Source organism: Klebsiella sp. 18074, assembly GCF_902705905.1.
In the GTDB taxonomy this organism is placed as follows: Bacteria; Pseudomonadota; Gammaproteobacteria; order Enterobacterales; family Enterobacteriaceae; genus Klebsiella; species Klebsiella terrigena.
Window position 1 is genome coordinate 116,563 of record NZ_CACSIS010000012.1, and the last position, 25,347, is coordinate 141,909.

General features: G+C 61.4%; 22 protein-coding genes and 1 pseudogene. 10 read left to right on the forward strand and 13 right to left on the reverse strand.

The window, feature by feature from the left end; translation table 11 throughout:
- Position 1 precedes the first annotated feature (1 nt).
- Entirely contained in the window at positions 2-982 is a 981-nt protein-coding gene (locus GVK32_RS13735; RefSeq protein ID WP_159868626.1) for a LacI family DNA-binding transcriptional regulator, read from the reverse strand.
- A gap of 49 nt (positions 983-1,031) precedes the next feature.
- Between GVK32_RS13735 and GVK32_RS13740 the strand changes: the two genes are divergently transcribed.
- On the forward strand, positions 1,032-1,238 hold the full coding sequence (locus GVK32_RS13740; RefSeq protein WP_159868629.1) for a hypothetical protein: 207 nt from the start codon (positions 1,032-1,034) through the stop codon (positions 1,236-1,238).
- Positions 1,239-1,290: 52 nt separating this feature from the next.
- A complete protein-coding gene (locus tag GVK32_RS13745) occupies positions 1,291-1,707 on the forward strand; it encodes an Exc2 family lipoprotein (RefSeq protein WP_159868632.1) in 417 nt (138 codons plus the stop codon).
- A 38-nt stretch (positions 1,708-1,745) separates the two neighbouring features.
- Here GVK32_RS13745 and GVK32_RS13750 read toward each other — a convergent pair whose 3' ends face one another.
- The 8 genes and pseudogenes from GVK32_RS13750 to GVK32_RS13785 all read right to left on the reverse strand — a co-directional run bounded on the left by GVK32_RS13750 (position 1,746) and on the right by GVK32_RS13785 (position 13,029).
- Positions 1,746-2,897 carry a Gfo/Idh/MocA family protein gene (locus GVK32_RS13750; RefSeq protein ID WP_159868635.1) on the reverse strand — a complete coding sequence of 384 codons (1,152 nt, stop codon included), beginning with the start codon at positions 2,895-2,897 and terminating at the stop codon, positions 1,746-1,748.
- Positions 2,894-3,922 carry a sugar phosphate isomerase/epimerase gene (locus GVK32_RS13755; RefSeq protein ID WP_159868638.1) on the reverse strand — a complete coding sequence of 343 codons (1,029 nt, stop codon included), beginning with the start codon at positions 3,920-3,922 and terminating at the stop codon, positions 2,894-2,896. The genes GVK32_RS13750 and GVK32_RS13755 overlap by 4 nt, the downstream gene beginning before the upstream one ends.
- Positions 3,923-3,939: 17 nt before the next feature.
- Positions 3,940-5,145, reverse strand: coding sequence for an MFS transporter (locus tag GVK32_RS13760; RefSeq protein ID WP_200842876.1), 1,206 nt, complete (start codon positions 5,143-5,145; stop codon positions 3,940-3,942).
- A gap of 186 nt (positions 5,146-5,331) precedes the next feature.
- Complete coding sequence (pheP, locus tag GVK32_RS13765; RefSeq protein ID WP_159868663.1) at positions 5,332-6,708, reverse strand: phenylalanine transporter; 1,377 nt, start codon at positions 6,706-6,708, stop codon at positions 5,332-5,334.
- 127 nt (positions 6,709-6,835) lie between these two features.
- Positions 6,836-9,034, reverse strand: coding sequence for a TonB-dependent siderophore receptor (locus GVK32_RS13770; RefSeq protein ID WP_159868667.1), 2,199 nt, complete (start codon positions 9,032-9,034; stop codon positions 6,836-6,838).
- Positions 9,035-9,093: 59 nt separating this feature from the next.
- Complete coding sequence (locus tag GVK32_RS13775) at positions 9,094-10,179, reverse strand: YncE family protein (RefSeq protein WP_159868670.1); 1,086 nt, start codon at positions 10,177-10,179, stop codon at positions 9,094-9,096.
- Positions 10,180-10,512: 333 nt separating this feature from the next.
- Positions 10,513-11,409, reverse strand: a pseudogene (locus GVK32_RS13780) (NAD(P)/FAD-dependent oxidoreductase); the annotation flags it as partial.
- Positions 11,410-11,544: 135 nt separating this feature from the next.
- Positions 11,545-13,029, reverse strand: coding sequence for an aldehyde dehydrogenase family protein (locus GVK32_RS13785; protein WP_159868673.1), 1,485 nt, complete (start codon positions 13,027-13,029; stop codon positions 11,545-11,547).
- Positions 13,030-13,185: 156 nt separating this feature from the next.
- Between GVK32_RS13785 and GVK32_RS13790 the strand changes: the two genes are divergently transcribed.
- The 4 genes from GVK32_RS13790 (at position 13,186) to GVK32_RS13805 (ending at position 17,079) form a co-directional block, all read left to right on the forward strand.
- A complete protein-coding gene (locus GVK32_RS13790; RefSeq protein ID WP_159868675.1) occupies positions 13,186-14,487 on the forward strand; it encodes an FAD-binding oxidoreductase in 1,302 nt (433 codons plus the stop codon).
- A gap of 13 nt (positions 14,488-14,500) precedes the next feature.
- Positions 14,501-14,866, forward strand: coding sequence for a cupin domain-containing protein (locus GVK32_RS13795; RefSeq protein WP_123706913.1), 366 nt, complete (start codon positions 14,501-14,503; stop codon positions 14,864-14,866).
- A gap of 184 nt (positions 14,867-15,050) precedes the next feature.
- Positions 15,051-16,550, forward strand: a complete 1,500-nt coding sequence (locus tag GVK32_RS13800; protein ID WP_123706912.1) for an APC family permease — start codon at positions 15,051-15,053, stop codon at positions 16,548-16,550.
- Positions 16,528-17,079 (forward strand): DUF3156 family protein, encoded by a 552-nt coding sequence (locus GVK32_RS13805; RefSeq protein ID WP_159868678.1) that lies wholly within the window; start codon positions 16,528-16,530, stop codon positions 17,077-17,079. The genes GVK32_RS13800 and GVK32_RS13805 overlap by 23 nt, the downstream gene beginning before the upstream one ends.
- 51 nt (positions 17,080-17,130) lie before the next feature.
- Here GVK32_RS13805 and GVK32_RS13810 read toward each other — a convergent pair whose 3' ends face one another.
- The 4 genes from GVK32_RS13810 to GVK32_RS13825 form a co-directional block, all read right to left on the reverse strand.
- A complete protein-coding gene (locus tag GVK32_RS13810) occupies positions 17,131-18,246 on the reverse strand; it encodes a class II histone deacetylase (RefSeq protein WP_159868681.1) in 1,116 nt (371 codons plus the stop codon).
- A 1-nt stretch (position 18,247) separates the two neighbouring features.
- A complete protein-coding gene (locus tag GVK32_RS13815) occupies positions 18,248-19,435 on the reverse strand; it encodes an MFS transporter (RefSeq protein WP_159868684.1) in 1,188 nt (395 codons plus the stop codon).
- Positions 19,436-19,551: 116 nt separating this feature from the next.
- Positions 19,552-20,235 carry a LuxR family transcriptional regulator gene (locus GVK32_RS13820; RefSeq protein WP_123706908.1) on the reverse strand — a complete coding sequence of 228 codons (684 nt, stop codon included), beginning with the start codon at positions 20,233-20,235 and terminating at the stop codon, positions 19,552-19,554.
- Between the two features lie 152 nt (positions 20,236-20,387).
- Positions 20,388-20,591 (reverse strand): hypothetical protein, encoded by a 204-nt coding sequence (locus GVK32_RS13825; protein WP_159868687.1) that lies wholly within the window; start codon positions 20,589-20,591, stop codon positions 20,388-20,390.
- 68 nt (positions 20,592-20,659) lie between these two features.
- Here GVK32_RS13825 and GVK32_RS13830 point away from each other — a divergent pair, with 68 nt between their 5' ends.
- From GVK32_RS13830 to GVK32_RS13845, 4 genes are all read left to right on the forward strand, one after another.
- Positions 20,660-21,850, forward strand: coding sequence for an anaerobic sulfatase maturase (locus tag GVK32_RS13830; protein WP_159868690.1), 1,191 nt, complete (start codon positions 20,660-20,662; stop codon positions 21,848-21,850).
- A gap of 72 nt (positions 21,851-21,922) precedes the next feature.
- Entirely contained in the window at positions 21,923-23,656 is a 1,734-nt protein-coding gene (locus GVK32_RS13835; protein ID WP_159868693.1) for an arylsulfatase, read from the forward strand.
- A gap of 87 nt (positions 23,657-23,743) precedes the next feature.
- Complete coding sequence (locus tag GVK32_RS13840) at positions 23,744-24,520, forward strand: SDR family NAD(P)-dependent oxidoreductase (RefSeq protein ID WP_159868696.1); 777 nt, start codon at positions 23,744-23,746, stop codon at positions 24,518-24,520.
- A gap of 24 nt (positions 24,521-24,544) precedes the next feature.
- Complete coding sequence (locus tag GVK32_RS13845) at positions 24,545-25,333, forward strand: MoaF C-terminal domain-containing protein (protein WP_159868699.1); 789 nt, start codon at positions 24,545-24,547, stop codon at positions 25,331-25,333.
- Positions 25,334-25,347 lie beyond the last annotated feature (14 nt).

Here is a 25,347-nt window from a genome sequence, read left to right on the forward strand (position 1 = left end):
CTCAGGTACTGGCGCGGGTAATTACGCGCCAGTCCATCATCACCCGCTCGGCTTCCGCCGTCGGGTTATCAATTTTCTTCAGCAGCAGAGTGACCGCCGTGCGGCCAATATCGCGCGACGGCTGCTCAACGGTGGTCAGCTGCGGCGAGACCATCTCCGCCAGCTCGGTGCCGTCAAAGCCGATCACCGCGATATCTTCCGGCACCCGCAGCCCGGCCTGGGCAATGGCCCGCAGCGCGCCGGCGGCCAGCGAATCCGCCACCGCAAAAACCGCGTCAGGCCGCTCTTTCGCCGCCAGCAGGCTTTCCATCGCCGCTTTGCCGGCCGCCGCGCTGAGATCGCTGGCATAGGCCACCTGCTGATAGCTGAGATCCCGCACGTGCAGCACGCTTTTATAGCCGCGCTCGCGCAAGCGGGCGTAGCGATAGCTCAGGTCGTGGTTAATCAGGGCGATTCGCTGGCGACCGCTCTGCGCCAGGCGCAGCACCGCCCCCTGCGCCGCGTCAAGATCGTTGATCCCCACGCAGGAGATATTGCCGGCGTCGGCGTATTCGGCGCACTGCACCCAGGGCGCGTCGCCGATAAGCGTGGTCAGCTCCGGCAGGCTGGCGAGCGCGTTCATCGTAATCACACCATCGACCATTTTCCCGGAGAGCAGCTGCAACCCGGAGGTCGAGCGCGCCAAATCGGATCCGGAGTGGCAGAGCAAAATACGATACCCGTGCTTTTCAGCTTCCTCTTCTATCCCCTTCACCACTTCAGCGCAAAAGGGATTGGCGATATTTGAGACCATCACCAGGATCATGTAGCTGCGGGCGGTGCGCAGCTGGCGGGCCAGCAGATTGGGCTGATAGTTGCTTTCCTCAATTGCCTGCAGCACGCGCTCGCGGTTTTTCGCTTTAACGGTCTCGCTGTTGTTGAGCACGCGCGATACCGTCGCCACCGAGACGCCCGCCAGACGAGCAATTTTCTGAATTGACATAGGGGCTGCACTTCCTGCGATAAGCGTAATATGACGCAGGCTATCATAAATGAGCGTGCCGCAGGCATCCAGCGTCGTCGGGAGCGGCGCGATGGCCCGCCCGGGCCGTAAAATCCTTCGCCGGGCTGGCCGCGGCGAAAACTATCAATTATCAGGGCTCTTATCTTCTGGCGTTTACGCTGTCTTTTTTTTATGCAAAATAGCGCTCAAAGAAGACGCCAACGGTGCGTTAGTTGCGCCTTCTGAAAAGAAATAATTATTATATTTTCAATTAGTTAATAAACTCATAATTAGGGATGATGTTACCAATGAAATTAAAATCAACGATTGTCGCCATCGGCTGCGCGGCGGCCCTTCTTTCCGGCTGCAGCGCCTCCAGGTCTTCACCTGAACGCCACGCCTACTATTTCGTCGCCCACCGTTCCGATTTTGTCGGCGGTAACTATGCCGTGAATCGCCAGGATAATTACCGCTTAAACCTGCCGACGTTCAGCAAAACCTATCAGCTCGGCAAAGAGGATCGCGCGGCGGGGATGAGTGAAAATGACGCCAGAAGCCGGGCCGAGCAGATTAAGCAGCAGGCCAGCCAGGGCACGAAGACCGAGCACTCTTTTGACCGCAAGGCGGACGATAAGTGGAGCGCGTCGATGGAGGATAAGGACGCCCAGCTGTTTGGCCGCGAGCTCTCCGGCACCTATCTCGATGGTTATCTCGGCGTGAAATAGCCCGGCAGTGCGCCACCCAAAGTGGCGCATCTCCCTCGCTATCGCTCTACGCTGACCCAGCGCTGCTGCTGATGGCTGCGCAAAATAGCCTCAACGATGTACATCACGTCCGCTCCTTCATAAAACGAAGCGAACCGCCGGGAGCGCGCATCCGGCATCGCTCCGGCGCGCACCGCCTGGTAGAAGCTCAGAATCATGTTTTTGAAGGCGTCCGGCCAGCCCTCAATGTGGCCGGCGGGAAAGTGGGCGCTGCCGGCAACGTCGCGCTGCATCAGGGAGGGGTCATCGCTGAAGGTCTGATTGGGCCGGTCGCGCTGGCCGACCCACAGCCGCTGGGGGATCTCCTGATCCCACGCCAGGGCGCAGGCGCTGCCGCTGATTTCAACCGTCAACTGATTCTTCCTGCCGGCGCTCACCTGCGAGACGCTGAAGCAACCTTTACTGCCGTCATCAAAGCGCACCAGCACCGATCCCCGGTCTTCGGTATCCACCGCCCGCTCCTCGTCGCCCCGACCGTCACCCTGCTGGCTGAAGGTGGCATCGCCCTGCAAAGCCGCGCGGCGGGTCGGCCACACCGTCGAGAGGTCGGCCATCACCTCGGTGATGCGGCGTCCGGTCATAAACTGCACCGTATCGCACCAGTGCGAGCCGATATCCGCCATCGCCCGCGATGCCCCGCCCAGCGCCGACTCCACCCGCCAGTTATAATCGGTTTGCAGCAGCATCCAGTCCTGCAAATAGCTGCCGTGCGCCGAAAACAGCCGCCCGACCAGCCCCTCACGGATCATGCTGGCCGCCTGCTGGACCATCGCGAACTGGCGGTAGACAAAGCTCACGCCGTGCACCACCCCGGCCTTTTCCGCCAGCGCTACCAGCTCGCGGGCCTCTTCCGGGCGCATACACAGCGGCTTTTCCGAGAAGACGTGCAGCCCGGCGCGCAGGATCTGGCGATTAATCTCCGCATGCAGATGGTTCGGCGTGCAGTTGTGCACCACCTGCAGGCCCGGATGCGCCAGCAGGCCTTCGACGCTGCCGTAGGCATGAGCCACGTTCAGCTGCCGGGCCTTCTGCTCGGCCTGCGCCAGGCCGTGGTCGCACAGCGCCACCACCTCAATATCGCCCACCCGGCGCAGCGCCTCAATATGCGCCGGACCGATAAACCCGCTGCCGATAATGCCGACCTGGATCATCCCTGCACCTCGCTTCCGGCGGCAAAATCGTCAAACGCGCGCCCGGAGGCCGGAATGATATGGCGGCGGATAAATTCGCTGCCCTCGCGGGCACCGGCCTCCGCCTCTTTTAGGCAGCACTCCCACTCCAGCACCGCCCAGCCGGCATAGCCGTACTCGGTGAGCTTGCTAAAAATCCGCTTAAAATCGATCTCCCCGTCCCCCGGCGAGCGGAAGCGCCCCGCCCGCTGGAGCCAGTTCTGGTAGCCGCCGTAAACGCCGCAGCGGCCGTCGCGGCGGAACTCCGCGTCCTTGACGTGAAAGGCTTTTATCCGCTGATGGTAGATGTCGATATAGGCCAGGTAGTCCATCTGCTGCAGATGCAGATGGCTGGGGTCGTAGAGCATATTGCAGCGCGGGTGGTTATCCACCTGCTGCAGAAAACGCTCGAAGGTCACGCCATCATGCAGATCTTCCCCGGGATGAATTTCGTAGCACAGATCCACTCCCTGCTGGTCAAAGCCGTCTAGGATCGGCCGCCAGCGGCGGGCCAGCTCGCTAAACGCCTCCTCGAGCAGCTGCGGATTATGCGGCGGCCAGGGGTAAAAATAGGGCCACGCCAGCGCCCCGGAGAAGGTGGCATGCGCCGTCAGGCCTAAGCGCCCGGAGGCGATCGCCGCCTGCTGCAGCTTTTCGCAGGCCCAGCGCTGCCGCGCCTGCGGATTTCCGCGCAGCGCGGGGGGCGCAAAGCCATCAAACGCCGCGTCGTAGGCCGGATGTACCGCCACCAGCTGCCCCTCCAGGTGCGTAGAGAGCTCGCTAATCACCAGCCCGTACGCCGCCAGCCGTCCCTTAACCTCGTCACAGTAGGTCTGGCTCGCCGCCGCCTGCTCGAGGTCAAAGATAGCCGGATGGTTGCACGGGATCTGCAGCGCCCGATAGCCCAGCCCCGCGGCCCACTCCGCCAGCCCGTCGAGGGTGTTAAACGACGGCTGCGTGCCGATAAACTGCGCCAGAAAGATGCCCGGCCCCTTGATAGTTCTCATCACCACCTCCGAAAAAATTAGCGCTGCTCTTTCTCGTTATACTGGAAAGAGAAAAGGAAAATCAGTGCGATAACTGCCGCCGCAACCGCCGGGATCCACCAGAAGGTGACCCACGCCTGCGGTACGGCCTGTCCGGCAACCAGCTGGTTATACAGCGCGCCGGAAATTTGCGAACCGAGCAGCATGCCGATGCCGTAGGTGAACATCACAATCATGCTCTGCGCCTGGCCTTTTACCTTCTCCCCCGCCACCCGGTCGGTATAAATAAAGCCGACGACAAAGAAAAAGTCGTAGCACACGCCGTGCAGCAGGATGCCGAGATAGAGCAGGAAGCGCCCCTCTTCGCTGACGCCGAGGGCAAAGAAGGCGTAGCGGACGAACCACGCCAGCATCCCCACTAGCAGCATATATTTCACCCCGAGGCGGCGGAACAGCAGCGGGATCACCAGCATAAAGACGATTTCCGACATCTGGCCGAACGACATCGCGGTGCTGACGTCAGCCACGCCGGCATCCGCCAGGTATGAGGCGGTGTAGGCGTAGTAGGTCCCCAGTGGAATGGAGATCAGCGTGGCGCACAGGCAGAAGATAAAGAAGTGGCGCGTTTTCAGCAGCGCAAAGGCGTCGGCACAGAGCAGATCGCGCAGCTTTACCGGCATCCCCTTCGCCGGCGCCGGCGTATGGGGCAGCGTCAGGCTGTAGAGCGCCAGCACCACCGAGCACAGCGCCGCAAGGCTGAAGATGGTGGTGGTGTTGGAAATACCGGTCACCCCGATGCAGATCCCGGCGATAATCCAGCCGATGGTGCCGAAGACGCGCACCACCGGAAAGGTTTTATCGACGTTCGCCAGGCTGTGGAAAGCGATATTATTGGTCAACGCCAGGGTCGGCATATAGCACAGCGTATAGCCAAACAGCAGGCCGATCAGCAGCGCGCCGTTTTGTGCGACCAGCGCCTGCGGGACAAACCACAGAATCGCCGCCCCCGCGAGGTGCATCACCGCCATCACCTTCTGCGACGGGAAGAAGCGATCGACCAGCATCCCCAGCACAAACGGCGATAAAATTGAGGCAATCGGCCCGGCGGAGAACGCGTCGCCGATCAGCAGCGCCATATCGTAGCGCGTCATCACCAGGCCGAGGGTGACCGACCAGCTCCCCCAGATAAAGAACTGCATAAACATCATTAACGACAGGCGCGGCACCAGAAACCGGTGCTGCACGCGAACACTTTCACGACCTTCAGCTGTTGATACCATTTTGACCGCCCTCAAAAAGTAATCGATTACAAAATCTCTCGATGGATAAAGTAATCGATTACAAAAGGAAGATCCTTAAGCAAATGCGCTAAGCGCGAAGAAGATCACAATAAAGGATTACAGCTCCGTCGGACGACGGAGCCGCGGGCGTTACGCCGGACGGCGCAACAGCTTGAATACCACAAACAGGAACAGGATCCACACCGGCAGCAGAACGGCCGACAGGCGCATTCCGTCGATCGTGCACATCAGCACCAGAATCAGCCCCAGGAAGGCGATGCAGAGATAGTTTCCGCCTGGCGCCAGCAGCGCTTTGAACTTCGACTCGCGTCCCTTACGACGCTGCGCGGCGCGGAATTTCAGATGCGCCATGCAGATCATTATCCAGTTCAGCAGCAGCGTCGCCACCACCAGCGCCATCAGCAGGCCCAGCGCCTTTTGCGGCAGCAGGTAGTTGAGCAACACCACCAGGGAGGTGATCACCCCGGAGAGGATCAGCGAGTTGACCGGCACGCCGCGCTTGCTGACCCGGGCGAGAAACTTCGGCGCGTTGCCCTGCACCGACAGGCCGAACAGCATCCGGCTGTTGGAATAGACGCCGCTGTTGTAAACCGACAGCGAGGCCACCAGGATGACGAAGTTAAGCGCGGAAGCCACCACGTTGCTGTCGAGATTATGAAAAATCATCACGAACGGGCTGCTGTCAGATTTAACGTCCACCCACGGGTAGAGCGCCAGCAGCACCACCAGCGAACCGATATAGAACAGCAGGATACGGTAGACCACCTGGTTCACCGCTTTCGGGATGCTCTTTTCAGGATTCTGCGCTTCTGCGGCGGTGATGCCGATAAGCTCCAGGCCGCCAAAGGAGAACATAATCACCGCCAGCGACATCACCAGGCCGTGCCAGCCGGTAGCCAGAAAGCCGCCGTGACGCCACAGGTTATCGAATCCCGCCTTGCTGCCGCCGTGGCCGCCGAACAGCATCCACAGGCCGAAGCCGATCATCCCGACAATTGCCAGCACCTTAATCAGCGCGAACCAGAACTCCGCCTCGCCGTACAGGCGCACGTTCACGAGGTTAACGGCGTTGATGATAATAAAGAAGACCGCGGCCCATAGCCAGGTCGGCACGTCCGGCAGCCAGTACTGCATGTAGATGCCGGCGGCGGTCAGCTCCGCCATGCCCACCAGCACGAACATCACCCAGTAGTTCCAGCCGGAAAGAAAGCCGGCAAACGGGCCCCAGTATTTATAGGCAAAGTGGGCAAACGAGCCGGATACCGGCTCTTCGACAACCATTTCGCCAAGCTGGCGCATGATCAGAAAGGCGATAACCCCGGCGATGGCGTAGCCAATCAGAACCGCCGGTCCCGCCATTTGAATAGCCGGGCCAATGCCGAGAAACAGGCCGGTGCCGATTGCGCCGCCGAGGGCGATGAGCTGGATATGTCGGTTCTGTAAACCGCGATGAAGCGTCGGGCCGCCGTGTTCTGCGGTTTCCGACTGCGTTGACGCGTCTTTCACGTCGATCCCCTGTCATTTTTAGTGAAGGGGCACCTTTTACACTTATGCTCGTCCGACTTCAAGCCGCAGATGCGTTGGTTGCCGGCGACGAGGGGCGAGCCGTCCGGGCCCGTCCCGTGCTTTGGCCTTAGAAATCGTAGCTCATCGATACGCGAACGGTGCGCGGATCGCCCACCGACAGGTAGGTGCCGGAATCATCGACGCCGGACCAGTACTTCTCGTTGGTGACGTTGGTCACCCCCGCGCGCCAGACCATTTCATTGCGATCGGCGTTGAGGCGCATCCGGTAGCGCACGCCCAGATCGAGGGTGGTATAGCTGTCGAGCTTTTTCGTATTCGCCGCATCGGCGTACTGCGAACCGGTGTGGTTAACGCGAGCGGTGGCCGTCAGGCCCTCGACCGGCTTGATATCATACTCGGCTCCCAGCACCGCATAGAAGCGCGCCACGCCAACCGCGTCTTTTCCGTCGTTGAGGCCCTTAGCCGTTTTGGTCTGCTCGGGATCGAGCCACTGCGTGCTGCCGTTGAGGCGCAGCCCCAGCATCGGCTCGCCAAAGACGTTCAGCTCGGCGCCGCGGTTGCGCTGTTCGCCGTCCAGCCCGTAGTAGCCGTTCGCATCGGAAATCGCGTTCGGCTTTTTGATCTGAAACAGCGCCAGTGACCCGCCGACGGTGCCGTAGTCAACCTTCACGCCCACTTCATCCTGCTTCGAGTGCGCAATCCCGGTGCTCTGCCCGGCGTTGGCGGCGGTATTCGGCGCCACGCTGCCCGGCTGCAGCGCTTCGGTGTGGTTGGCGTAGAGCGAAATCTCGTCCCACGGCTTGTAGACGAGGCCCACGGTCGGCGTCCAGCGGCTTTGGGTATAGAGCGAAGTGGGATCCTCCACGCCGGTTTTATTGCTGTAGTTACGCACCACCACCTTCTGATGACGGGCGGCGGCGGTCAGCAGCACCTTGTCGTTAAAAAAGCCCAGCGTATCGCTCAGCAGCCAGCCCTGAGTACGGCTGCGCGAGGTGGTCAGGGGGTCGAAGTAGTTGCCGCCAAACAGGGTGTTATCCGGCATCGGCACGTCATGGCCGTCATAAATATTGATGGCCGGGTTTTTCGTCGACATCCGCCACGCCGTTTTATCGCGCTTGATCTGCGCCGAGTAGCCGACGTTGACCTGATGGGAAATCGCGCCGGTGTTGAAATCACCGCGCACGCCGCCCATGCCGCTGAAGGCGTCGATGATCCGATTGGTATCCAGACGCCCGGCGGTGGCATCGCCGTTTTTATTCAGCAGCTTCGCCGTGCTGTAGGTTCCGGTCTCGTGCGCATGCTGGCCGCCGAGAGCGCCGTACAGCGTCCAGCTGTCGCTGAGATCGTATTCCGCCTTCGCCATCCCGAATTCGTTTTCGATATCGCTATAGCCCCACTTCTGGCCGTAGTTTTTGCGGTTATCCGGCACCGCGGGCACGAAGTCGACGCCGCTGACGTTCACCCCCATCTCGCCGCCGTGGAAGGTTTTTTTCTGGTAGCCAAAGTCGAGCGATGAACGGAAGCGGTCGCTGCGGTAGTCCAGCCCCAGTGAGGCCAGCGTCGTGCGGCGGCGGTCGTTTTCCACCGCCGCCTCGCCTTCGCGATGCACCAGGTTGACGCGCGCGCCGAACTGGTTATCGTCGCCAAAACGACGGCCGAGGTCGAGGCTGCCGCCGACCTGAGAATCGGAGGTATAGTCGACGCCCACCCTGGCGGTTGGGATATCCTCAGCCCGCTTAGGCTCAAGGTTGATCATCCCGCCGACGCCGCTGCTGGCCGCGCCGTTGAGCAGGCCGTTGGCGCCCTTGAAGACCTCCACGCGCTCCAGCATCTGGGTATCCATCACCTGACGCGGCACCACGCCGGCGAGGCCGCCCATGGTCATGTCGTCGCCGTCGAGCTTAAAGCCGCGAATGCGGTAGGTTTCGGCAAAGTTGCCGTAGCCCTGCACCGTCTGGATCCCCGCATCGTTGCTGACCACGTCGGCAATGGTGCGCGCCTGCTGGTCCTGAATCAGCTTAGCGGTGTAGCCGATGACGTTAAAGGGGACGTCCATCGCCTTTTGTTCGCCGAGCATGCCGAGGCGGCCGCCGTGGGCAATCTGCCCGTCGAGGAAGGCCGGCACCACCAGGTCGCCGCCGGCTTTAAAATCGCCGCCTTCGCTCGCCTGGACGACCATAACCTCTTCGTTTTTTTTGCCGGCGCTGGCGTCTTCCGCCGCCGCAGCGCCCTGGGCGATGGCGCCAATCGTTAACGCCAGCAGCGTTTTACGCAGCGGGAAGGATGAAGTATGAGTGACGTGCATAATGTGTCCCGTGGAGGAGAAAAAGTGAAACAAAGGGCCCGCTGGCGGGCCAATTTTAGTTATTGATTCGCCAGGTCGATGCGGACAACGCTGTCCGGACCTTTGGTCGAATGATCTTTATTAAACGGCTGCTTGACGGTCACGAACAGCGTCTGACCATCGGCTGACAGCAGCAGGCTGTTGGGGTTAGCCGGGATATCCCACTCGCGCTTCTGCGCATAGCTGGTGCCGTCGAGGCTGATGACCTTGCCGGACTCGCGCTGGGAGATATAAATCTCATTGCGTTTCGGGTTGAACAGCACCGCCAGCGAGTCGCCCACGTCGAGCTGCTTGATCACCTTGCCGCTGTGAATATCCAGCACCAGGGTGGTTTTCGCTTTCGAGTTATCGGTGACGAACAGGCGGCCAGTTTCGCTATCTTCGGCGATATTCAGCAGCAGCGCCGGCTTGTCGCCCAGCGGCTTCCAGCGCTGCTCAACGCGGTTATTACGCGGGTTGATAACGAGGATCTCTCCGCCGCCGTTGGCCGCGTACAGGCGCCCGGTTTGCGCGGAATAGTGCAGGCCGGTCATCCATTTGCCGGTGTTTTTAATCCGCGCTTTCAGCTTCAGCGTGTTGGCATCAACCACCCAGATTTGCGCCGGATCGGCAACCGCACCCACGTAGAGAGTATCGTTCAGCAGCAGGATCTGGCGCGCGCCGTACGGCAGCCCCTTCTCGTTGCGCTCGCTAAACAGCAGGCGCTTTTTGACTTTGCCGGTGGCGGTGTCAATGACGCTGATACCGCCGTCGAGGGAGTTGGTGACGAACAGCGTTGTGCCATCCGGCGTTATCTGGACGGCAAAGTTTTTCAGGTCGGTGTAGCTCAGGCCGATGGTTTTCAGGGTTTTCGGGTCGAGCTTATAGACCGCCCCGCCCTGCACGTCTTTAAAACCTTCGGCGCTGGCAACGTACAGCGCATCGCCTTTCGGGCTTAGCGCCATTTCATAGAGGCCTTCGGCCAGCTCGCGCTTCAGCGGCTGCGCCACGGTAGCAGCGGCGGCGCTTTCGACAGCCGGTTGAGCAACGGGAGGGGTATGGGTAGCGGCGCAGCCGCTTAGGACCGCAGAGATAGCCAGCGCGAGGGCCGGAATAGCATATTTCACAGGAGGAATCCTTTACATAATCAATGACCTGATGGTAGCTCCTGGCCGATATTTTTTGCTTCAGCCTTGCCGTACCGAGCCCCACCCTACGCCTTCGCTGTTTCCCTGTGAGCGACTCACTGACGCAGGTCATTCCCTACTTAGCCTGCAAACAAAAAGAAGAATGAGAACTATACTCATTATCGACACTCAGGCAAGCGTAATCGCTTCCGTTGCGGGCAAAAACAATAATCTGCTGATTTTATAACATGATACGCGGAGGAATTTGTCGCCAGCCTGGGTGCGGGACGCTGCGCCTTCCCGGACGTCGCCGTCCGGGAGGCTATCTCATCTTTAGTGCAGCTTGAGGTGCGGACGAATGATGCGGTTGATCCCGCCGGAGAGCATCAGCAGGCCGGTTTTCACGTAGCCGTGCAGCGTCACCTGATGCATGCGGTACAGCGAATCGTAGACCAGGCGCGCGAGCCTGCCCTCCACCATCATCGGCCCCACCGGCAGATGGCCCATAATGCTCCCGAGAGTGGTATAGCCTGAGAGCGAGACCAGCGAGCCGCGGTCGCGATAGACAAACGATTTCAGCGGTCGTCCCTTCAGCTGCGCAATAATGTTATTCGCCGTGAAGAGGGCCATCTGGTGAGCCGCCTGGCCGCGCGGAGGAATAAATCCGCCCTCCGGACGCGGGCAGGCGGCGCAGTCGCCGAAGGCAAAAATATGGCTATCGCGGGTGGTCTGCAGCGTCGGCTCAACGACCAGCTGGTTAATCCGGTTGGTCTCAAGGCCCGCAATTTCGCGCATAAAGTCCGGCGCCTTGATGCCGGCCGCCCACACCATCAGATCCGCGCTAATCAGGCTGCCGTCTTTGGTATGCAGACCCTGTCCGTCGGCGCGGGTAATCAGGGTTTGGGTCATCACGTTGACGCCCAGCTTCGTCAGCTCATCGCGCGCGGCCAGGGAGATACGCTCCGGCAGAATACGCTCGCCGGCTTCAACCAGGCTGACGTTCAGCGCCTCGTTGGTCAGGCGCTTATAGCCGTAGCGCTGCAGCTCTTTCACCGCATTGTGCAGCTCGGCCGACAGCTCGACGCCCGTCGCCCCGCCGCCGCCAATCGCAATATTCACCTTGCCGAGGTTCTGCGGGTTAGCCGAATGCCTGAGGAACAGGTTAAGCATCTGCTGATGGAAGCGTTTTGCCTGCTCGGCGCTGTCGAGGAAAATACAGTTCTCTTTTATGAGGTAAATAAAAAGGCCACTAAGTTGTTAGCTAGCGGCCGGAGGGAGGATGATTTAAATATTAGCCCAAAGTATTATTTTATTTCCGACAAGAGTTAAACCCTAAAGAGTATATTTCGTCAGGCTCGTCGGCCACTAATAGCGCACCATCACGGATTTAAGTTCGGTGTAATCATCAATAAATGCGCTGCCAAACTCGCGCCCGAGGCCCGAGCCTTTCATGCCGCCAAAGGGGACCGCCGGGTCGAGGAAGGTGTGCATGTTGATCCATACGATACCGGCATCAATAGCCTGCGAATAGCGCAGCGCCTTGCGAATATTATCCGACCAGACGCTGGCGGCGAGGCCAAACGGCGAGGCGTTGATGCGGGACAGCGCATCCTCTTCGCTATGATAGCCAATAAAGCTGCACACCGGGCCGAACGTCTCTTCATGCATCAGGGTGCTGCTTTCGCTGCGCACCCTGACCGCCGCCGGAGAGATAAAGTAGCCGTCGCCGGGCAGCGCTTCGCCGCCGCACACGATGGTGTCGCCCTCTTCCCGCGCCGTCTGCAGCAGGTTCAGCACCTTTTCATACTGTACCCGGTTAGCCAGCGGCCCCATTTGCGTGCGCTCATCCAGCGGCGAGCCCGGCTGGAAAGCCGCCAGCCGCTGCTTCAGCAGGTCCAGCACGCGATCCAGCTTGCCCTGCGGCAGATAAAACCGCTCGGCGGCGGCGCAGATCTGCCCCTGATTGAGATAGCCCGCTTCGATAATGCCGTCCGCCATCGCCTCCGGGCTGAGATCGTCGAGAAACAAGGCGGCGTTTTTCCCTCCCAGTTCAAGGGTGACGCGCTTTCCGCCGGCGGTCGCCGAGCGCTGCACCTTCTCGCCGGTCGCCACCGAACCGGTAAAACTGACCTTAGCGCAGGCCGGATGGCTAATCAGGCGCTGGGCTATCTCGCCCCCCGCGCCGTTGACCACGTTAATGACTCCGGCGGGGATCCCCGCCTCCGTCGCCAGCTCCGCCACCCGCAGCAGGGTGAGCGGAGTGTATTCGCTCGGCTTCAGGACGATAGTGCAGCCGCACACCAGCGCCGCCGCCAGCTTCCAGATGGCGATCATTATCGAGAAATTCCACGGCACAATCCCGACCACTACCCCGACCGGCTGGCGATGGGTAAAGGCGGTGTATTTCTCCCCGGCCATCGACGGCAGCGAAACGTCGAGGGTTTCGCCGGTAACCTTGCCCGCCCAGCCGGCAAAGTAGCGCAGGAACGCCACCGACTGATCCAGTTCGAGCATCCGCGCCAGCGTGATGGTTTTTCCCGAACAGAGGCTCTCGAGCTGCGCCAGCTCTTCGCGGTGGGCCGCCAGGCTATCCGCCAGCTTCAGCAGCAGGGCGCCGCGCTGCAGCGCCGGCAGCGCGCGCCAGCCGTCGAAGGCCTCGCGGGCGCTCTCCATCGCGCGGGCGGCCTGCCCGCCATCTGCCTCCGTCACCTCAGCAATCGCTCTGCCGGTTGCCGGGTTGATCACCGCCAGCATCCGGCCGTGGCCCGCCAGGGCTTCTCCGGCAATAAACTGCCCGTGGGGCCGGGCTAAAAAGGCGCTGACTTCTGCAAGTAAAGTGACTTCGTTCATCGGTGACACCCGTTTTTTTCAGGAAATTCCCACCATCACAGCACCCGCTTCGCGCGCTGAACATCGTTCTAAAGAACGTCATTCTTCCGAACGATATTCAGCCGGTTCCCGGCATGCTGTGATGTTGGCCTTAGCCAGGCAAGACAGGGTAACGCTATGAATATCAAAATCGATGCGCTGAACTACTACGGCGCGACGAAAAAATACCAGCTCCATTTTCCGGCGCTGCAGGAGGACATTGAAGCCGACGTGGTGATCATCGGCGGCGGATTTTCCGGCATCAACACCGCCCTGGAGCTGGCGGAACAGGGGATCACCAACGTGGTCGTGCTCGAGGCCCGCCATTTAGGCTACGGCGGCACCGGGCGCAACGGCGGCCAGGTGATGGCCGGGATCGGCCACGATATCGAAGCGGTGAAAAAGCACGTCGGTAAAGAGGGGCTGGAGACGCTGTTTAAAATCTCTAACCTCGGCGCGGGGATCATTCGCGAACGGATTAAAAAATACAATATCGATGCGGATTTCGTGCCGGGCTACGGCTACCTCGCCTATAACCAGCGGCAGCTGAAAACGCTGCAGCAGTGGGAAAAAGAGTTCAAGGCGGCGACCCCGAATGAGGATATCGCCCTCTATACCGGCAAAGAGGTGCAGCAGATTGTCGGCTCCGAGGTTTACTGCGGGGCCCTCAAGCACATGGGCGGCGGGCAGATCCACTCGCTGAATATGCTGCTCGGCTCGGCGACGGCGGCGCACTCTCTGGGGGTGAAGATTTTTGAATCCTCGCCGGTAGTCGAGGTGAATTACGGCAAAGAGGTGCGCGTCCGCACCGCGATGGGCAGCGTCCGGGCGGCAAAGCTGCTGTGGGCCTGCGACAGCTTCCTCAACAATCTGGAGCCGGAGATCTATAACAAGACCCTGGTAACCTACTCCTGGCAGATATCGACGGCTCCGCTGTTAGACGAGCTGATCGAACGCATCAGCCCCCTGCGCGGCGCCTTCAGCGATATTCGCCCGGTGATTAACTACTACCGCATTACCAAAGAGAACCGCCTGCTGTTCGGCAGCGCCACGCGCTATGTCGAATATACGCCCAACGATTTTGCCGCCTGGAACCGCACGCTGCTGGGGCAGGTATTCCCCTACCTCAAGGATGTCAACATCGACTTTGCCTGGGGCGGCCCGATGGCCTGCAGCGCCAACCTGTTCCCGCAAATTGGCACCCTGCGCGAGCACAACAACGTCTTTTACGTTCAGGGGTACTCCGGCTTTGGCGTCACCCCCTCGCACATCGTGTGCAAAATTCTCGCCGAGGGGATCAACGGCGGCTCGGACCGCTACCGCCTGATGAGCAGCATCCCCCATGCGACAATCCACGGTCGTGACAGCCTGCGCCTGCTGCTGGTCACCGCCGGAAAACTGATGCACCAAACCGCCGGCTACTGGAAAGGCCGGAGTTAACCAGGAGAACGCTATGCACGCTTTTAAACTCAATCAACCGGTCCCCGAACTGCAGCCTATCGGCAGCGTCAGCCTGCTGGGCGCCACGCCAACCGAAGGCGACCCGCAGGTTGCCGGGGCGATGATCTACGGCGAACCGCAGGATGCCTTTACCTGCGGCCTGTTTTCGTCCACTCGCGGGAGCTTTACCATGACCTATCCGTTTACCGAACACGCCACCGTGCTGGAGGGGGAAGTTGAGCTAACCGTCGCCGGCGGCGAGGCCCAGCGCTTCGTCCCCGGCGATAGCTGGTTTGTTAAGCAGGGAACCGAAGTGGAGTGGAAGATCCTCACCCCGCGCTTCGTGAAGCACTACCTGGCCAACGTCGAAGGCCGCTAGCTTCCCGCACGCCGCCCCCGACAGCGGGGCGGTAATCATGCACTGCGTCACAGAATCAACCGCCGCTCTCCACCTTCAGGACGATATTCGTTGAGCCGGATACCAGCTTAAATTATGACTATCCGGAATGGCTGTTCCCAGGCGGCCACTCCCTGCCCTCCCCTATATTGCGCAGAGGTTGACTATGTTCAGTAACAGGCTCGCCCGCCATCTCGATCGCGGCGTTGTCGGCTTTCCCACCACGCTCGCCAGCTCCGTCGGATTGATTATGGCCAGCCCGGTTATTCTGACCGTCACCAGTGGTTTCGGCATGGGCGGCGACACCTTCGCGCTGGCGGTGCTGCTGGCGTTTATCATGATGCAGGCGCAGGTCACCACCTTTGCCGAAGCCGCGACGCTGATCCCGACCACCGGTTCGGTATATGACTATATCGCCTGCGGTATGGGCCGCTTTTTCGCCATTACCGGCGCGCTGTGCGCCTATCTGATCGTGCATATTTTTGCCGGCACCGCCGAGACCATTCTCGCCGGGATCATGGCGCTGGTGAACTTCGAGTCGATCAACGCCCAGATGGCCGCGCACCAGAATACCTGGATGGTTGGCGTCGGGATGGTGGTGATTTTCGGCCTGCTGAACGCCGTCGGCGTCGAGGTCTTCGGCAAGGTCGAAGTGGTGCTCACCTTCGGGATGTGGACCACCCTGACCATCTTCGGCCTGTGCGGTATTTTTATGGCCCCGGTGACCCATCTCTCGGGCTGGTTTGGTACGCCGCTTGACGTCAGCGATATCTCCGGTCTGTTCGGCTATATCGGCATGGCGATGTTTATGTTCGTCGGCTGCGAGCTGGTGACGCCGATGGCGCCGGAGATTAAGCAGGCCCACCGCACCATTCCGCGGGCGATGGCCCTCGGCCTGTTCGGCGTGGCGAGCTGCATGTTTATCTACGGCGCGGCGATTAACCGTCAGGTGGAGAACGTGGTGCTGGATGCGGCCAATAACGTCCACCTGCTGGATACGCCGATGGCGATCCCGGCGTTTGCCGAGCGGGTCATGGGCCACGCCGGACAGTACTGGCTGGGCGTCGGCCTGCTGCTGGCGGGCTGTGCCACCATCAACACCCTGATGGCGGCGGTGCCGCGCATCATCTACGGGATGGCGCTGGACGGCGCCCTGCCCCGCTTTCTCACCTGGCTGCATCCACGCTTTAAGACACCGGTGATCGCCATCGCCATCGGCGTGGCGATCCCCTGCCTGCACGCCTGGTACCTGAACGGCGACCTCGACCGCATCGTGCCGCTGATCCTCGCCGCCGTCTGCGCCTGGGGCGTCGCCTATCTGCTGGTCACCCTGTCGGTGGTGGCGCTGCGCATTCGCCGCCCGGACCTCCCCCGCGCCTACCGCTCGCCGTGGTTCCCGCTGCCGCAAATTATTTCCAGCGTCGGGATTATTATCGCCATCTTCAACATTACGCCGCCGGGAATGGACAGCCGAGAAGTGCTGGTGCCGTTCGGCATTATGCTGGGGATCACCGCCGCCTACGCCCTGTTCTGGACGGTGTGCGTCCAGCGCGTCAATCCGTTCCGACCGCTGGAGGTTGAAGAGGTGGTTGAACGCGCAATGAGCCACTATGAGAGAAATTCTGCCGGGGAGATAGCGCCTGATGCCCTCCGTCCTCTGGTTTGATTCGCCGTTAATGAACGCCGTGCAGCGCGACCTCGCGGGCTGGCACAGCGAAAAACTCAGCGAGCGGAGCGCGGTTTTACACCTCACGCCCGCCGCAAAAGTGACCTATAGCGTGCGCCAGAAACGGCTGTTTATGGCGAGCATCCACAGCTGCGAGTTTGTCATCGAGGGGCCGCTGTCCCGGCCCGCTCAGGGCAGGATCCGCGCCCACCAGCCCGGCTGGCTGAAACGTCAGCCCATCCGTTTTCTCGGCAGAGAGGACACTGCCGATCTCGCCGACTATCTCAATCGCTTTGCCAATCTGCAGCAGACCCTGAGCGAGCTGGACTACCGGCGCTTCTCCCTGACCTGCAGCGGAGAACGCTGGCGCTGCTGCATTGAGCCGTGGGCGGCCAGCGAAGTGGTGTGTAAAATGCCGCCGCTGCGGCGCTATCTGCGGCTCGAAAAGCAGCAGCGCATGCTGCTGCTGAGCGTCATGAATATGCTCGATCAGGCCATCGGTCTGTGGATGCAGCGGGAGGGGGATTAGGCGAAACGGGAGCGCGTCTCTCCCCCGCATTGGCGGAGAGACGCAAAGCGCTTACTGCAGGCCAAACCGGCTCGCCAGCTCATCAATCGCCCGGCGCTGGAAGCGGGTAAAGGCCTCACGCGGCTGCTGCTGCTGAATAAACGCCAGCAGCGGATCCTGTACCTCGGTTTTTATCCCGCTCAAGGCTTCCATCACCGCCAGACCGCAGAACGGCACGTAGGATTCCGCGTAGCCCCCTTCGTGCACCATCACCAGCCTACCGCCGCACAGGCGATCCGCCGCCTGCTGCACCAGCCCGGTCATCGCACGAAAGCTGTCGCTGTGCAGCTGCATCCGCGCCAGCGGGTCCATGGCGTTAGCGTCGTAGCCGCAGGCAACGATAATCAGCTGCGGCTCAAAGCGCTCCAGCGCCGGAATAACGATCGTTTCCAGCGCATAGCGCCAGCTGTCGTCCCCGGCGCCGGCCATCAGCGGAATATTGATATTGTAGCCTTCACCCGCGCCGACGCCGCGATCCTCCTCTCCGGCATAGCCCGGCGGGAAGCAGCCGTCCTGATGCACGGAGATCGTCAGCACATCGTCGCGCTGCAGGTAGATATGCTGGGTGCCGTTGCCGTGGTGCACGTCCCAGTCGAGGATCGCCACCCTGCCGAGGCCATGCAACGCTTTCGCGCGTTCGACGGCGATGGGAATATTGGCGAGGAAGCAGAAGCCCATCGACTGGTCCGGCAGGCAGTGGTGCCCCGGCGGGCGCGACAGGGAATAGGCGTTATCCAGCTCGCCGTGCAGTACCGCCTCCACCGCGGCGCAGGCCATCCCGGCGGAGAGGCAGGCGATTTCATAGCTCCCCGGCCCCAGCGGCGCCTCTTTACCCAGCATGCCGCCGCCGCTGTCGCTGATAGCCTTAAAACGCTCCAGATAGTGGTCGGGATGGATACGGCGTAAATCCTCCTCGCTGGCGGCATCGGCGCTGCGCAGCTGAAGCTGCGGGGTCAGCCCCGACACGTCCATCAGGTTTTTCATCCGCCGCTTGGTTTCCGGCGATTCCGCGTGGCCGCCCCCTGCCGGAGGCTGGACCCAGCCGCCAACCGGCAGCGTCACCGCGTGCAGGCCGGTACTGTGCCAGAAACAACGTTCATCAAAGAAGAAACCGGTTTTTCTTTTCACTCTATCCTCCGTTGGCTAACCCTTTCCCGGCGGACGAAGCCGCGAGAATCAATCCTGCAGAGACCAGCGCGCAGCCGCCCGCCGCGGCGAGCAGCGCGTCGGCGCTGGCGAAATGTTGCAGCAGCGCGCCGGCCAGCGCCGGACCGGCCGCCATCCCGCCACCAATCACCAGATTGATGCTGTTCATCAGGCGACCGTTGTTATCCAGCCCGGCGACGCGCGCGAGAATAAAAGGCAGGACAAAGGTCCAGGTAAATTTGAACAGCACCGCCGCCAGCGCGAAGCGCATCAGCAGCGGGTGACCGACCAGCAGCGCGATGCTCGCAATCAGCAGGGCGTAGCCCAGCCATACCGGGATGCGGTCCGGGCGCCGGGTGCCGCGCAGCGCCGCCCCTCCCGCGCCGATAATGCCGAATACCGTTGCCGCCGCCAGCACCATGCCAATGTGCGATGGGGTCAATCCTGCCGCGCTGCCGATGGTGCCGATAAAGGTCCACACCGCGCTGAGGCTGATATAAAAGCTCAGCACCGCCAGCACCGCCAACACCTTGCGCAGCGGCGCCACCGAGGGGCGAAGGCCGGAGGCGGACATCGGCTGAAAGCGCAGAGGGAATGCCGCGACCAGCGGCAGGCAGCAAAGCATGATGGCCGCCAGGATCAGGTACACCGCCTTCAGGCCGAAGCTGGCAAACAGGCCGGGGAGGATCAGCAGCCCGAGCACCCCCAGCAGCAGCTGGCCGAGCACCCAGAAGGCATAGACCCGCGAAGGGTTGGCGGTACCCGCCGCGCAGCTGATGCACAGAATCATCAGCGTGCCGCCCGCCAGCGAGGCGACAAAGCGGGCGATCAGCAGCGTTTCATACTGTCTGACCTCCGCCGAGACCAGGTTCGCCGCCAGAAACACCGCGCAGGCGCACAGCGCGACGCGACGCCAGCTGAGGCGGCTCATCCACCACCAGGCCGGCAGCGTCGCGAGGCTCATCGCCCCCAGCTCCGCGGAGAAGAGATAGCCGATTTGCCCGGGGCTTAGCCGCCACTCGCTGGCCAGCTGCGCCGCCACCGCCGGCGCGGTCATCAGGATCCCCGGCGCAATAGCGGCAAAGATGACAATCGCCGCCAGCAAACGAGCGGTGAAGACCAGCCCGGACGGCTGGGTTAAGGCGTGTTCGGTCGCGGGGGTGCTCGACATCGTGATGCGTGCTCCAGTCAAAAAGTCTCCCCCCGGATAATTATCCGGGGAGTGATACCGTCAGGCATCAGGAAAACGCCGCGGTCGGCGGCGCGCGCGGGATGCGATGGGTCAGATTACGGATGCAGCGTGCGCTGAGCGGATGGCATCCAGGTTCGGCAAACGAGTTCGGTGCGGTTGACCACTTCCGTCTTGGCGAAAATGTTGCGTAAGTGGGTCTTGACGGTGGAGAGAGAAATATCCAGCTGGCGGGCAATCAGCTTGTTGCTGGCCCCTTCCCGCACCATACCGACAATTTCACGCTCCTTGGCGGTGAGCATTGCCGGCAGATCGTCTTCGTCCTGCAGAAAATCATGGATCGCCAGCTCCACCAGCGGCAGCACGGCCTGGGCGCGCAGGCGCTCTTCGCTGGAGAAAGGCACGTCGCGCATCAGGGAGATGCCGGCAATAATCCGCCGCTCCCGGCGAATAAAGACCTCGGTCATGTCGCGGACGTTATTAGGCAGCATAAACTCATGGTAATAGTGGCGATGGCGATCGCAGACGCCGGGCGTCATCGCCGCCATGGTAATCGCCTGATGGCTAAAGCGGGACGGCAGCAGCGGGTCCAGCGGCTGAAAACACTCCAGATATTGCCGGTGCGTAGTGGCGGAAATATTATGCAAAATATAGTGTTCGGGTTTTAAACAATTATTAACCCGATAAAAAACCGCCGACGACAGTGGAATTAACTGGGAAATAGTCTGTAGACAACGGGTAATTATCGCATCATTACGACCGGCTTTTAATAACGCAGACATGAGCTTCTCCCGTCGAAGTAAAAGTACGCGAAACGCGGATAACCAACACTATCTCAAAGCATACATTTCACATTTAAGTAACACAATCATTAACATGTTAACAATGTGATATGGGTTACAATATTTTATTTAACATACTGTTATTTAATAAGTTAATAATCAACATAGCCTTGCGTTATCGACCAGACGATAAAACATAAACAGAAGTTATTAACTTTTCCGTCGCGGATTTTTTTACCGCTTAACGCACGCGCTTTTTTGTCACGATCTCGTCCTTTAGAACGATAGCCTTTTAAAACCACTCCTCTATACCTAATGGACCTTGCCGCAATAATTATCCTCAGGCGCTTAATCATGATGCAAGCCCTGGCTTTTCTGCTGCCCGAATAATGTCGCGGTGGAAATAATAAATAGGATCTAAACGATGCTGAATATCGCCGCACTACGCCAACAGCAAATTCCGCTGGCCGTTGAACCGCGGGCGCAGGTGCCCTTTCATATCCTGATTAAACCCATTGGTCCGGCCTGCAACCTCGCCTGTCGCTACTGCTACTATCCGCAGGGAGAAACGCCGGTGCGGAAGATGGACGAGGAGATGCTGGCGTCGTTTATCCGCCGCTACATCGCCAGCCAGCCCGCCGGCGCGAAGGAGATTAACTTCGTCTGGCAAGGCGGCGAGCCGCTGCTGGCGGGCCTGAGTTTTTATAAAAAGGCGCTGGCGCTGCAGCAGCGCTACGCGCCCGCCGGCGTCACCATCAGCAACAGCCTGCAAACCAACGCCACTCTGCTCAACGATGCCTGGTGCCGCCTGTTTAAGGCGCATCGGTTTACGATCGGCGTCAGCCTCGAGGGCAGCGAAGCGCTGCAGAACCTTCATCGTCCGGATAAGCGCGGCCAGCCCAGCTATCCGGCGGCGCTGCGCGGCATCGCCCTGCTGCATCAGCATCAGGTGGCGTTTAACCTGCTGGTGGTGGTGCACGACGCCATGGCCCGCCACGCCTCCGCGATTTACGATAACCTGGTCAGCCTCGGCGCCCGCTACCTGCAGTTTCAGCCGCTAATGAGCGAGGGCGACGCCCTGAAGCAGGGCTATCAGCTGAGCGCCGACGGCTGGGGGCGTTTTATGGTCGCTATCTGGCGGCAGTGGCGTCGGCGCGGCGATATCGGGCGGGTCTTTGTCATCAATATCGAACAGGCGTGGGGGCAATACTTTAGCCACACCAGCGCCAGCTGCGTGCACGCCGCCCGCTGCGGGAGCAACCTGGTGCTGGAGCCGGACGGCGAGCTCTACGCCTGCGATCATCTGATTAACCGCCAGCATCACTTAGGCCAGATAGCTGATCGCCCCCTGGCGCAGGCGGTCGAGAGCGCCACCCGCCTCCCTTTCGGCGTTGACAAAAGCCGGCGCCGGGAGTGCCAAAGCTGCGCGGTGAAAATAGTGTGCCAGGGCGGATGCCCCGCCCATCTCAACGACGCGGGATACAACCGGCTGTGCGCCGGCTACTTCCACTTTTTTAGTGAAATCCTCGCCCCTTTGCGCCCCTATCCCCGCAGCCTGAACGGCCTGCGCGCCTGGCGCGCCGCCTATATCGACGGCCAGCAGACCGCCGGCTAGCCGAGAGTAGCCCGCTATCGCCCCCGCGACCCGGGAGGCGATCGACTCCCCAATCTGAAAGGAAAATAGACGATGAATAAAAAAGCGGTGACCGCCGCAGTGAGCCTGATCCTCTCCGCTGCGGCGCATAGCGCCGACACCGAACGTCCCAATATTATCGTTATCATTGCTGACGATATGGGCTACTCCGATATCAGCCCCTTCGGCGGCGAAATCCCCACCCCGAACCTGCAGGCGATGGCCGAACAGGGGGTGCGCATGAGCCAGTACTACACTTCGCCGATGTCCGCCCCCGCCCGCTCGATGCTCCTGACCGGCAACACCAATCAGCAGGCCGGCATGGGCGGGATGTGGTGGTACGACAGCACCCTGGGCAAAGAGGGCTACGAGCTGCGCCTTACCGACCGGGTCACCACCATGGCCGAGCGGTTTAAGGACGCCGGCTATAACACGCTGATGGCCGGGAAGTGGCACCTGGGATTCGTCCCCGGCGCCACGCCGAAAGACCGCGGTTTTAGCCACTCTTTCGCCTTTATGGGCGGCGGCACCAGCCACTTTGACGATGCGATACCGCTGGGCACCGTCGAGGCGTTCCACACCTTCTACACCCGCGACGGCCAGCGCGTGTCGCTCCCCGCCGATTTCTACTCCAGCGAAGCCTACGCCAGCCAGATGAATCAGTGGATCAAAGAGACGCCGCAGGCGCAGCCTGTCTTCGCCTGGCTGGCCTTTACCGCCCCGCACGATCCGCTGCAGGCCCCCGACGAGTGGATTGAACGCTTTAAAGGCCAGTACGAGCAGGGGTATGCCGAGGTCTACCGCCAGCGCATTGCCCGCCTGAAGGCGCTGGGGATCCTGGCTGACGACGCACCGCTGCCGGGGCTGGATCTGGATAAAGAGTGGCGGGCGCTGACCCCGGAGCAGCAGAAGTACACCGCCAAAGTGATGCAGGTTTACGCCGCGATGATTGCCAATATGGACGCGCAGATTGGCACGCTCATGGCGACGCTGAAGCAGACCGGACGCGACAAAAATACCCTGCTGATCTTTTTAACCGACAACGGCGCCAACCCGGCGGAGGGCTTTTATTACGAATCAGAACCGGCGTTCTGGAAGCAGTTTGATAACAGCTACCAGAACGTTGGCCGCAAAGGCTCGTTCGTCTCCTACGGCCCGCACTGGGCCAACGTCAGCAACGCCCCCTACGCCCGCTACCACAAAACCACCAGCGGCCAGGGCGGCATCAATACCGACTTTATGATTTCCGGTCCCGGCATCGTCGGCAACGGCAAAATCGACGCCAGCACCATGGCGGTATACGACGTTGCGCCGACCCTGTACGAATTCGCCGGGATTGACGCCAGCAAACCGCTGGCGAAAGCGCCGGTTCTGCCGATGGTCGGCGTTAGCTTCAAGCGCTATCTGACCGGTGAAACCCAGCAGCCGCCGCGCTCCCGCTACGGCGTCGAGCTGCATAACCAGGCCGCATGGATCGATGGCGACTGGAAGCTGCGCCGGCTGGTGCGCACCTTCCCGCAGGCCGGCGACGCGCCCTGGGGACTGTTTAACCTCAAGAATGACCCACTGGAAACCCACGATGTCGCCGCACAATATCCGCAGCGGGTGCAGGAGATGAGCCGGGCCTATGATGCCTTCGCTGGGCGCACCATGGTGGTTCACGCCGACGGCAGGCTTATCGACTATGCCGGTATCGACGGTAAAACCGGCCGCTATCTCGCCGTCGATCCGCAAACGATGCGGCCCGTCCCGGCTCCGCTGGCGATCCCTGTGACCCACAGCAACTAATCGCCCCCGGCATTCGTTCTTTTGGACGATAGCCGGGCGGCGATCCCCTTCATAAGGTAGAAAGACGACGTTTTCGGGAGAGATGTGATGGGCAAAGTGGTGGTAATAACCGGCGGAGGAAGCGGCATTGGCGCCGCCTGCGCCCGGCTGATGGCCGCGGCGGGCGACAGGGTGGTGATTATCGGCCGCCGTCAGGCCCCCCTGCAGGCGCTGGCGGCGGAGACCGACGCCGTGGCGCTGGCGGGGGATGCCGCCAGCGGCGACGAGTGGCGACAGCGCCTGCTGCCGGCGATTAGCGAACGGGCGGGCCGGATCGACGTTTTAATCTGCAGCGCCGGTGGAATGGGCTACGGCGCCGCCGCCGACACCAGCGACCCGCAGTGGCGGGCGGCGCTCGACGGCAACCTCAACAGCGCCTTTGCCAGCGTCCGCGCCTGCCTGCCGTCGCTGATCGCCAGCCGGGGCTGCGTGCTGTTTGTCGCCTCGATTGCGTCCCTCACCGCCGGGCCGCAGGCCTGCGGATACGTTACGGCCAAGCACGCGCTGATCGGCCTGATGCGCTCGGTAGCGCGGGACTATGGCCCGCAGGGGGTGCGCGCCAACGCCATTTGCCCCGGCTGGGTCACCACCCCGATGGCCGACGAGGAGATGCAGCCGCTGATGGCGGCGCAGGGCATCAGCCTCGAGCAGGCCTATCAGCAGGCGTGCCGCGACGTGCCGCTACGTCGCCCCGCCAGCCCGCAGGAGATTGCCCTCGCCTGCCGGTTTCTCTGCTCCTCTCAGGCGTCGATTATCAGCGGTTCAACGCTGGTCGCCGACGGCGGCGCCAGCGCGGTCGATGTTCCCACTCTGGCGTTTTCTTAACCCTTTTAAACCGTAAGGATCCCTATGACTGCAGAAGCTGTGTTTATTCAGGTCGGCGCGCTTGCCGACGGCTTTGCGCCCCACGGTAACCTCCTGGCCGACGCCGCGCTGCCCGCCGGGAAGTCCCTGACCTTCTCTCTCGCCGACGGTGGCGAGCAGCAGCTGGTGATTGAAGACGCCCGGACGCTGCGCTGGAACGGGCGACCCGTCGCCTGGCGCGCGACGGCTATTCGTCCCGATATTCTGTTTATCGACTTCCTCAATCCCGACGCCGAAAACGCCAGTATTAGCGCCATTTGCAACCTCAGCGCGGGCAACGCCACCCTCGTTTACGGCCAGCTGCCGACGGAGCCCGCCGCCCGCCTCGACGCATTTAGCCGCGTCGAGCAGGGGCTCCCGCTGACCGCCGTTGAAGCGACCTTCCACTTTGCGCGCCTCGACCGCCGCCCGGGGCCGCTGCCGGCCTTTAGCCAGGCGCTCATCGGCATGCGCAATCAGTACATCTATAGCCCGACGGAGCGCTACGAGCACATTTATCTCAATGAGAATCTGTACGCCTGGCAGTGCCTGGACGGCGTGGAGAAGGGGCTGGCGGATGTCGATCGCTGTCACTACGTGGCGGTCGCCGACGATCTGTATCTCTTCGTCTGGCGGGAGAAAATTATTCCGACTCTCGGGGTGATCCTTATCGATCTGCAGCAGATGCGTACCGACGGGAAGATCATGGGTTATCAGGGAAGTGATTTTAGCGCGATCAGCAACTTTCCGGTCGGCGCCAGCGCGCAGGTGCTGAACGTGACGACGCACCGCTAGCCGGGGGAAAGCCG

Excerpts from the sequence above, each read along its gene's own strand:
- GVK32_RS13820 (WP_123706908.1), bottom strand. The coding sequence starts at position 20,235 with ATGTCTGCGTTATTAAAAGCCGGTCGTAATGATGCGATAATTACCCGT.
- GVK32_RS13830 (WP_159868690.1), top strand. The coding sequence starts at position 20,660 with ATGCTGAATATCGCCGCACTACGCCAACAGCAAATTCCGCTGGCCGTT.
- GVK32_RS13805 (WP_159868678.1), top strand. The coding sequence starts at position 16,528 with ATGCCCTCCGTCCTCTGGTTTGATTCGCCGTTAATGAACGCCGTGCAG.
- GVK32_RS13795 (WP_123706913.1), top strand. The coding sequence starts at position 14,501 with ATGCACGCTTTTAAACTCAATCAACCGGTCCCCGAACTGCAGCCTATC.
- GVK32_RS13790 (WP_159868675.1), top strand. The coding sequence starts at position 13,186 with ATGAATATCAAAATCGATGCGCTGAACTACTACGGCGCGACGAAAAAA.
- GVK32_RS13835 (WP_159868693.1), top strand. The coding sequence starts at position 21,923 with ATGAATAAAAAAGCGGTGACCGCCGCAGTGAGCCTGATCCTCTCCGCT.
- GVK32_RS13815 (WP_159868684.1), bottom strand. The coding sequence starts at position 19,435 with ATGTCGAGCACCCCCGCGACCGAACACGCCTTAACCCAGCCGTCCGGG.
- GVK32_RS13735 (WP_159868626.1), bottom strand. The coding sequence starts at position 982 with ATGTCAATTCAGAAAATTGCTCGTCTGGCGGGCGTCTCGGTGGCGACG.
- GVK32_RS13840 (WP_159868696.1), top strand. The coding sequence starts at position 23,744 with ATGGGCAAAGTGGTGGTAATAACCGGCGGAGGAAGCGGCATTGGCGCC.
- GVK32_RS13845 (WP_159868699.1), top strand. The coding sequence starts at position 24,545 with ATGACTGCAGAAGCTGTGTTTATTCAGGTCGGCGCGCTTGCCGACGGC.
- GVK32_RS13770 (WP_159868667.1), bottom strand. The coding sequence starts at position 9,034 with ATGCACGTCACTCATACTTCATCCTTCCCGCTGCGTAAAACGCTGCTG.
- GVK32_RS13740 (WP_159868629.1), top strand. The coding sequence starts at position 1,032 with ATGAGCGTGCCGCAGGCATCCAGCGTCGTCGGGAGCGGCGCGATGGCC.
- GVK32_RS13755 (WP_159868638.1), bottom strand. The coding sequence starts at position 3,922 with ATGAGAACTATCAAGGGGCCGGGCATCTTTCTGGCGCAGTTTATCGGC.
- GVK32_RS13825 (WP_159868687.1), bottom strand. The coding sequence starts at position 20,591 with ATGATTAAGCGCCTGAGGATAATTATTGCGGCAAGGTCCATTAGGTAT.
- GVK32_RS13800 (WP_123706912.1), top strand. The coding sequence starts at position 15,051 with ATGTTCAGTAACAGGCTCGCCCGCCATCTCGATCGCGGCGTTGTCGGC.
- GVK32_RS13750 (WP_159868635.1), bottom strand. The coding sequence starts at position 2,897 with ATGATCCAGGTCGGCATTATCGGCAGCGGGTTTATCGGTCCGGCGCAT.
- GVK32_RS13745 (WP_159868632.1), top strand. The coding sequence starts at position 1,291 with ATGAAATTAAAATCAACGATTGTCGCCATCGGCTGCGCGGCGGCCCTT.
- GVK32_RS13785 (WP_159868673.1), bottom strand. The coding sequence starts at position 13,029 with ATGAACGAAGTCACTTTACTTGCAGAAGTCAGCGCCTTTTTAGCCCGG.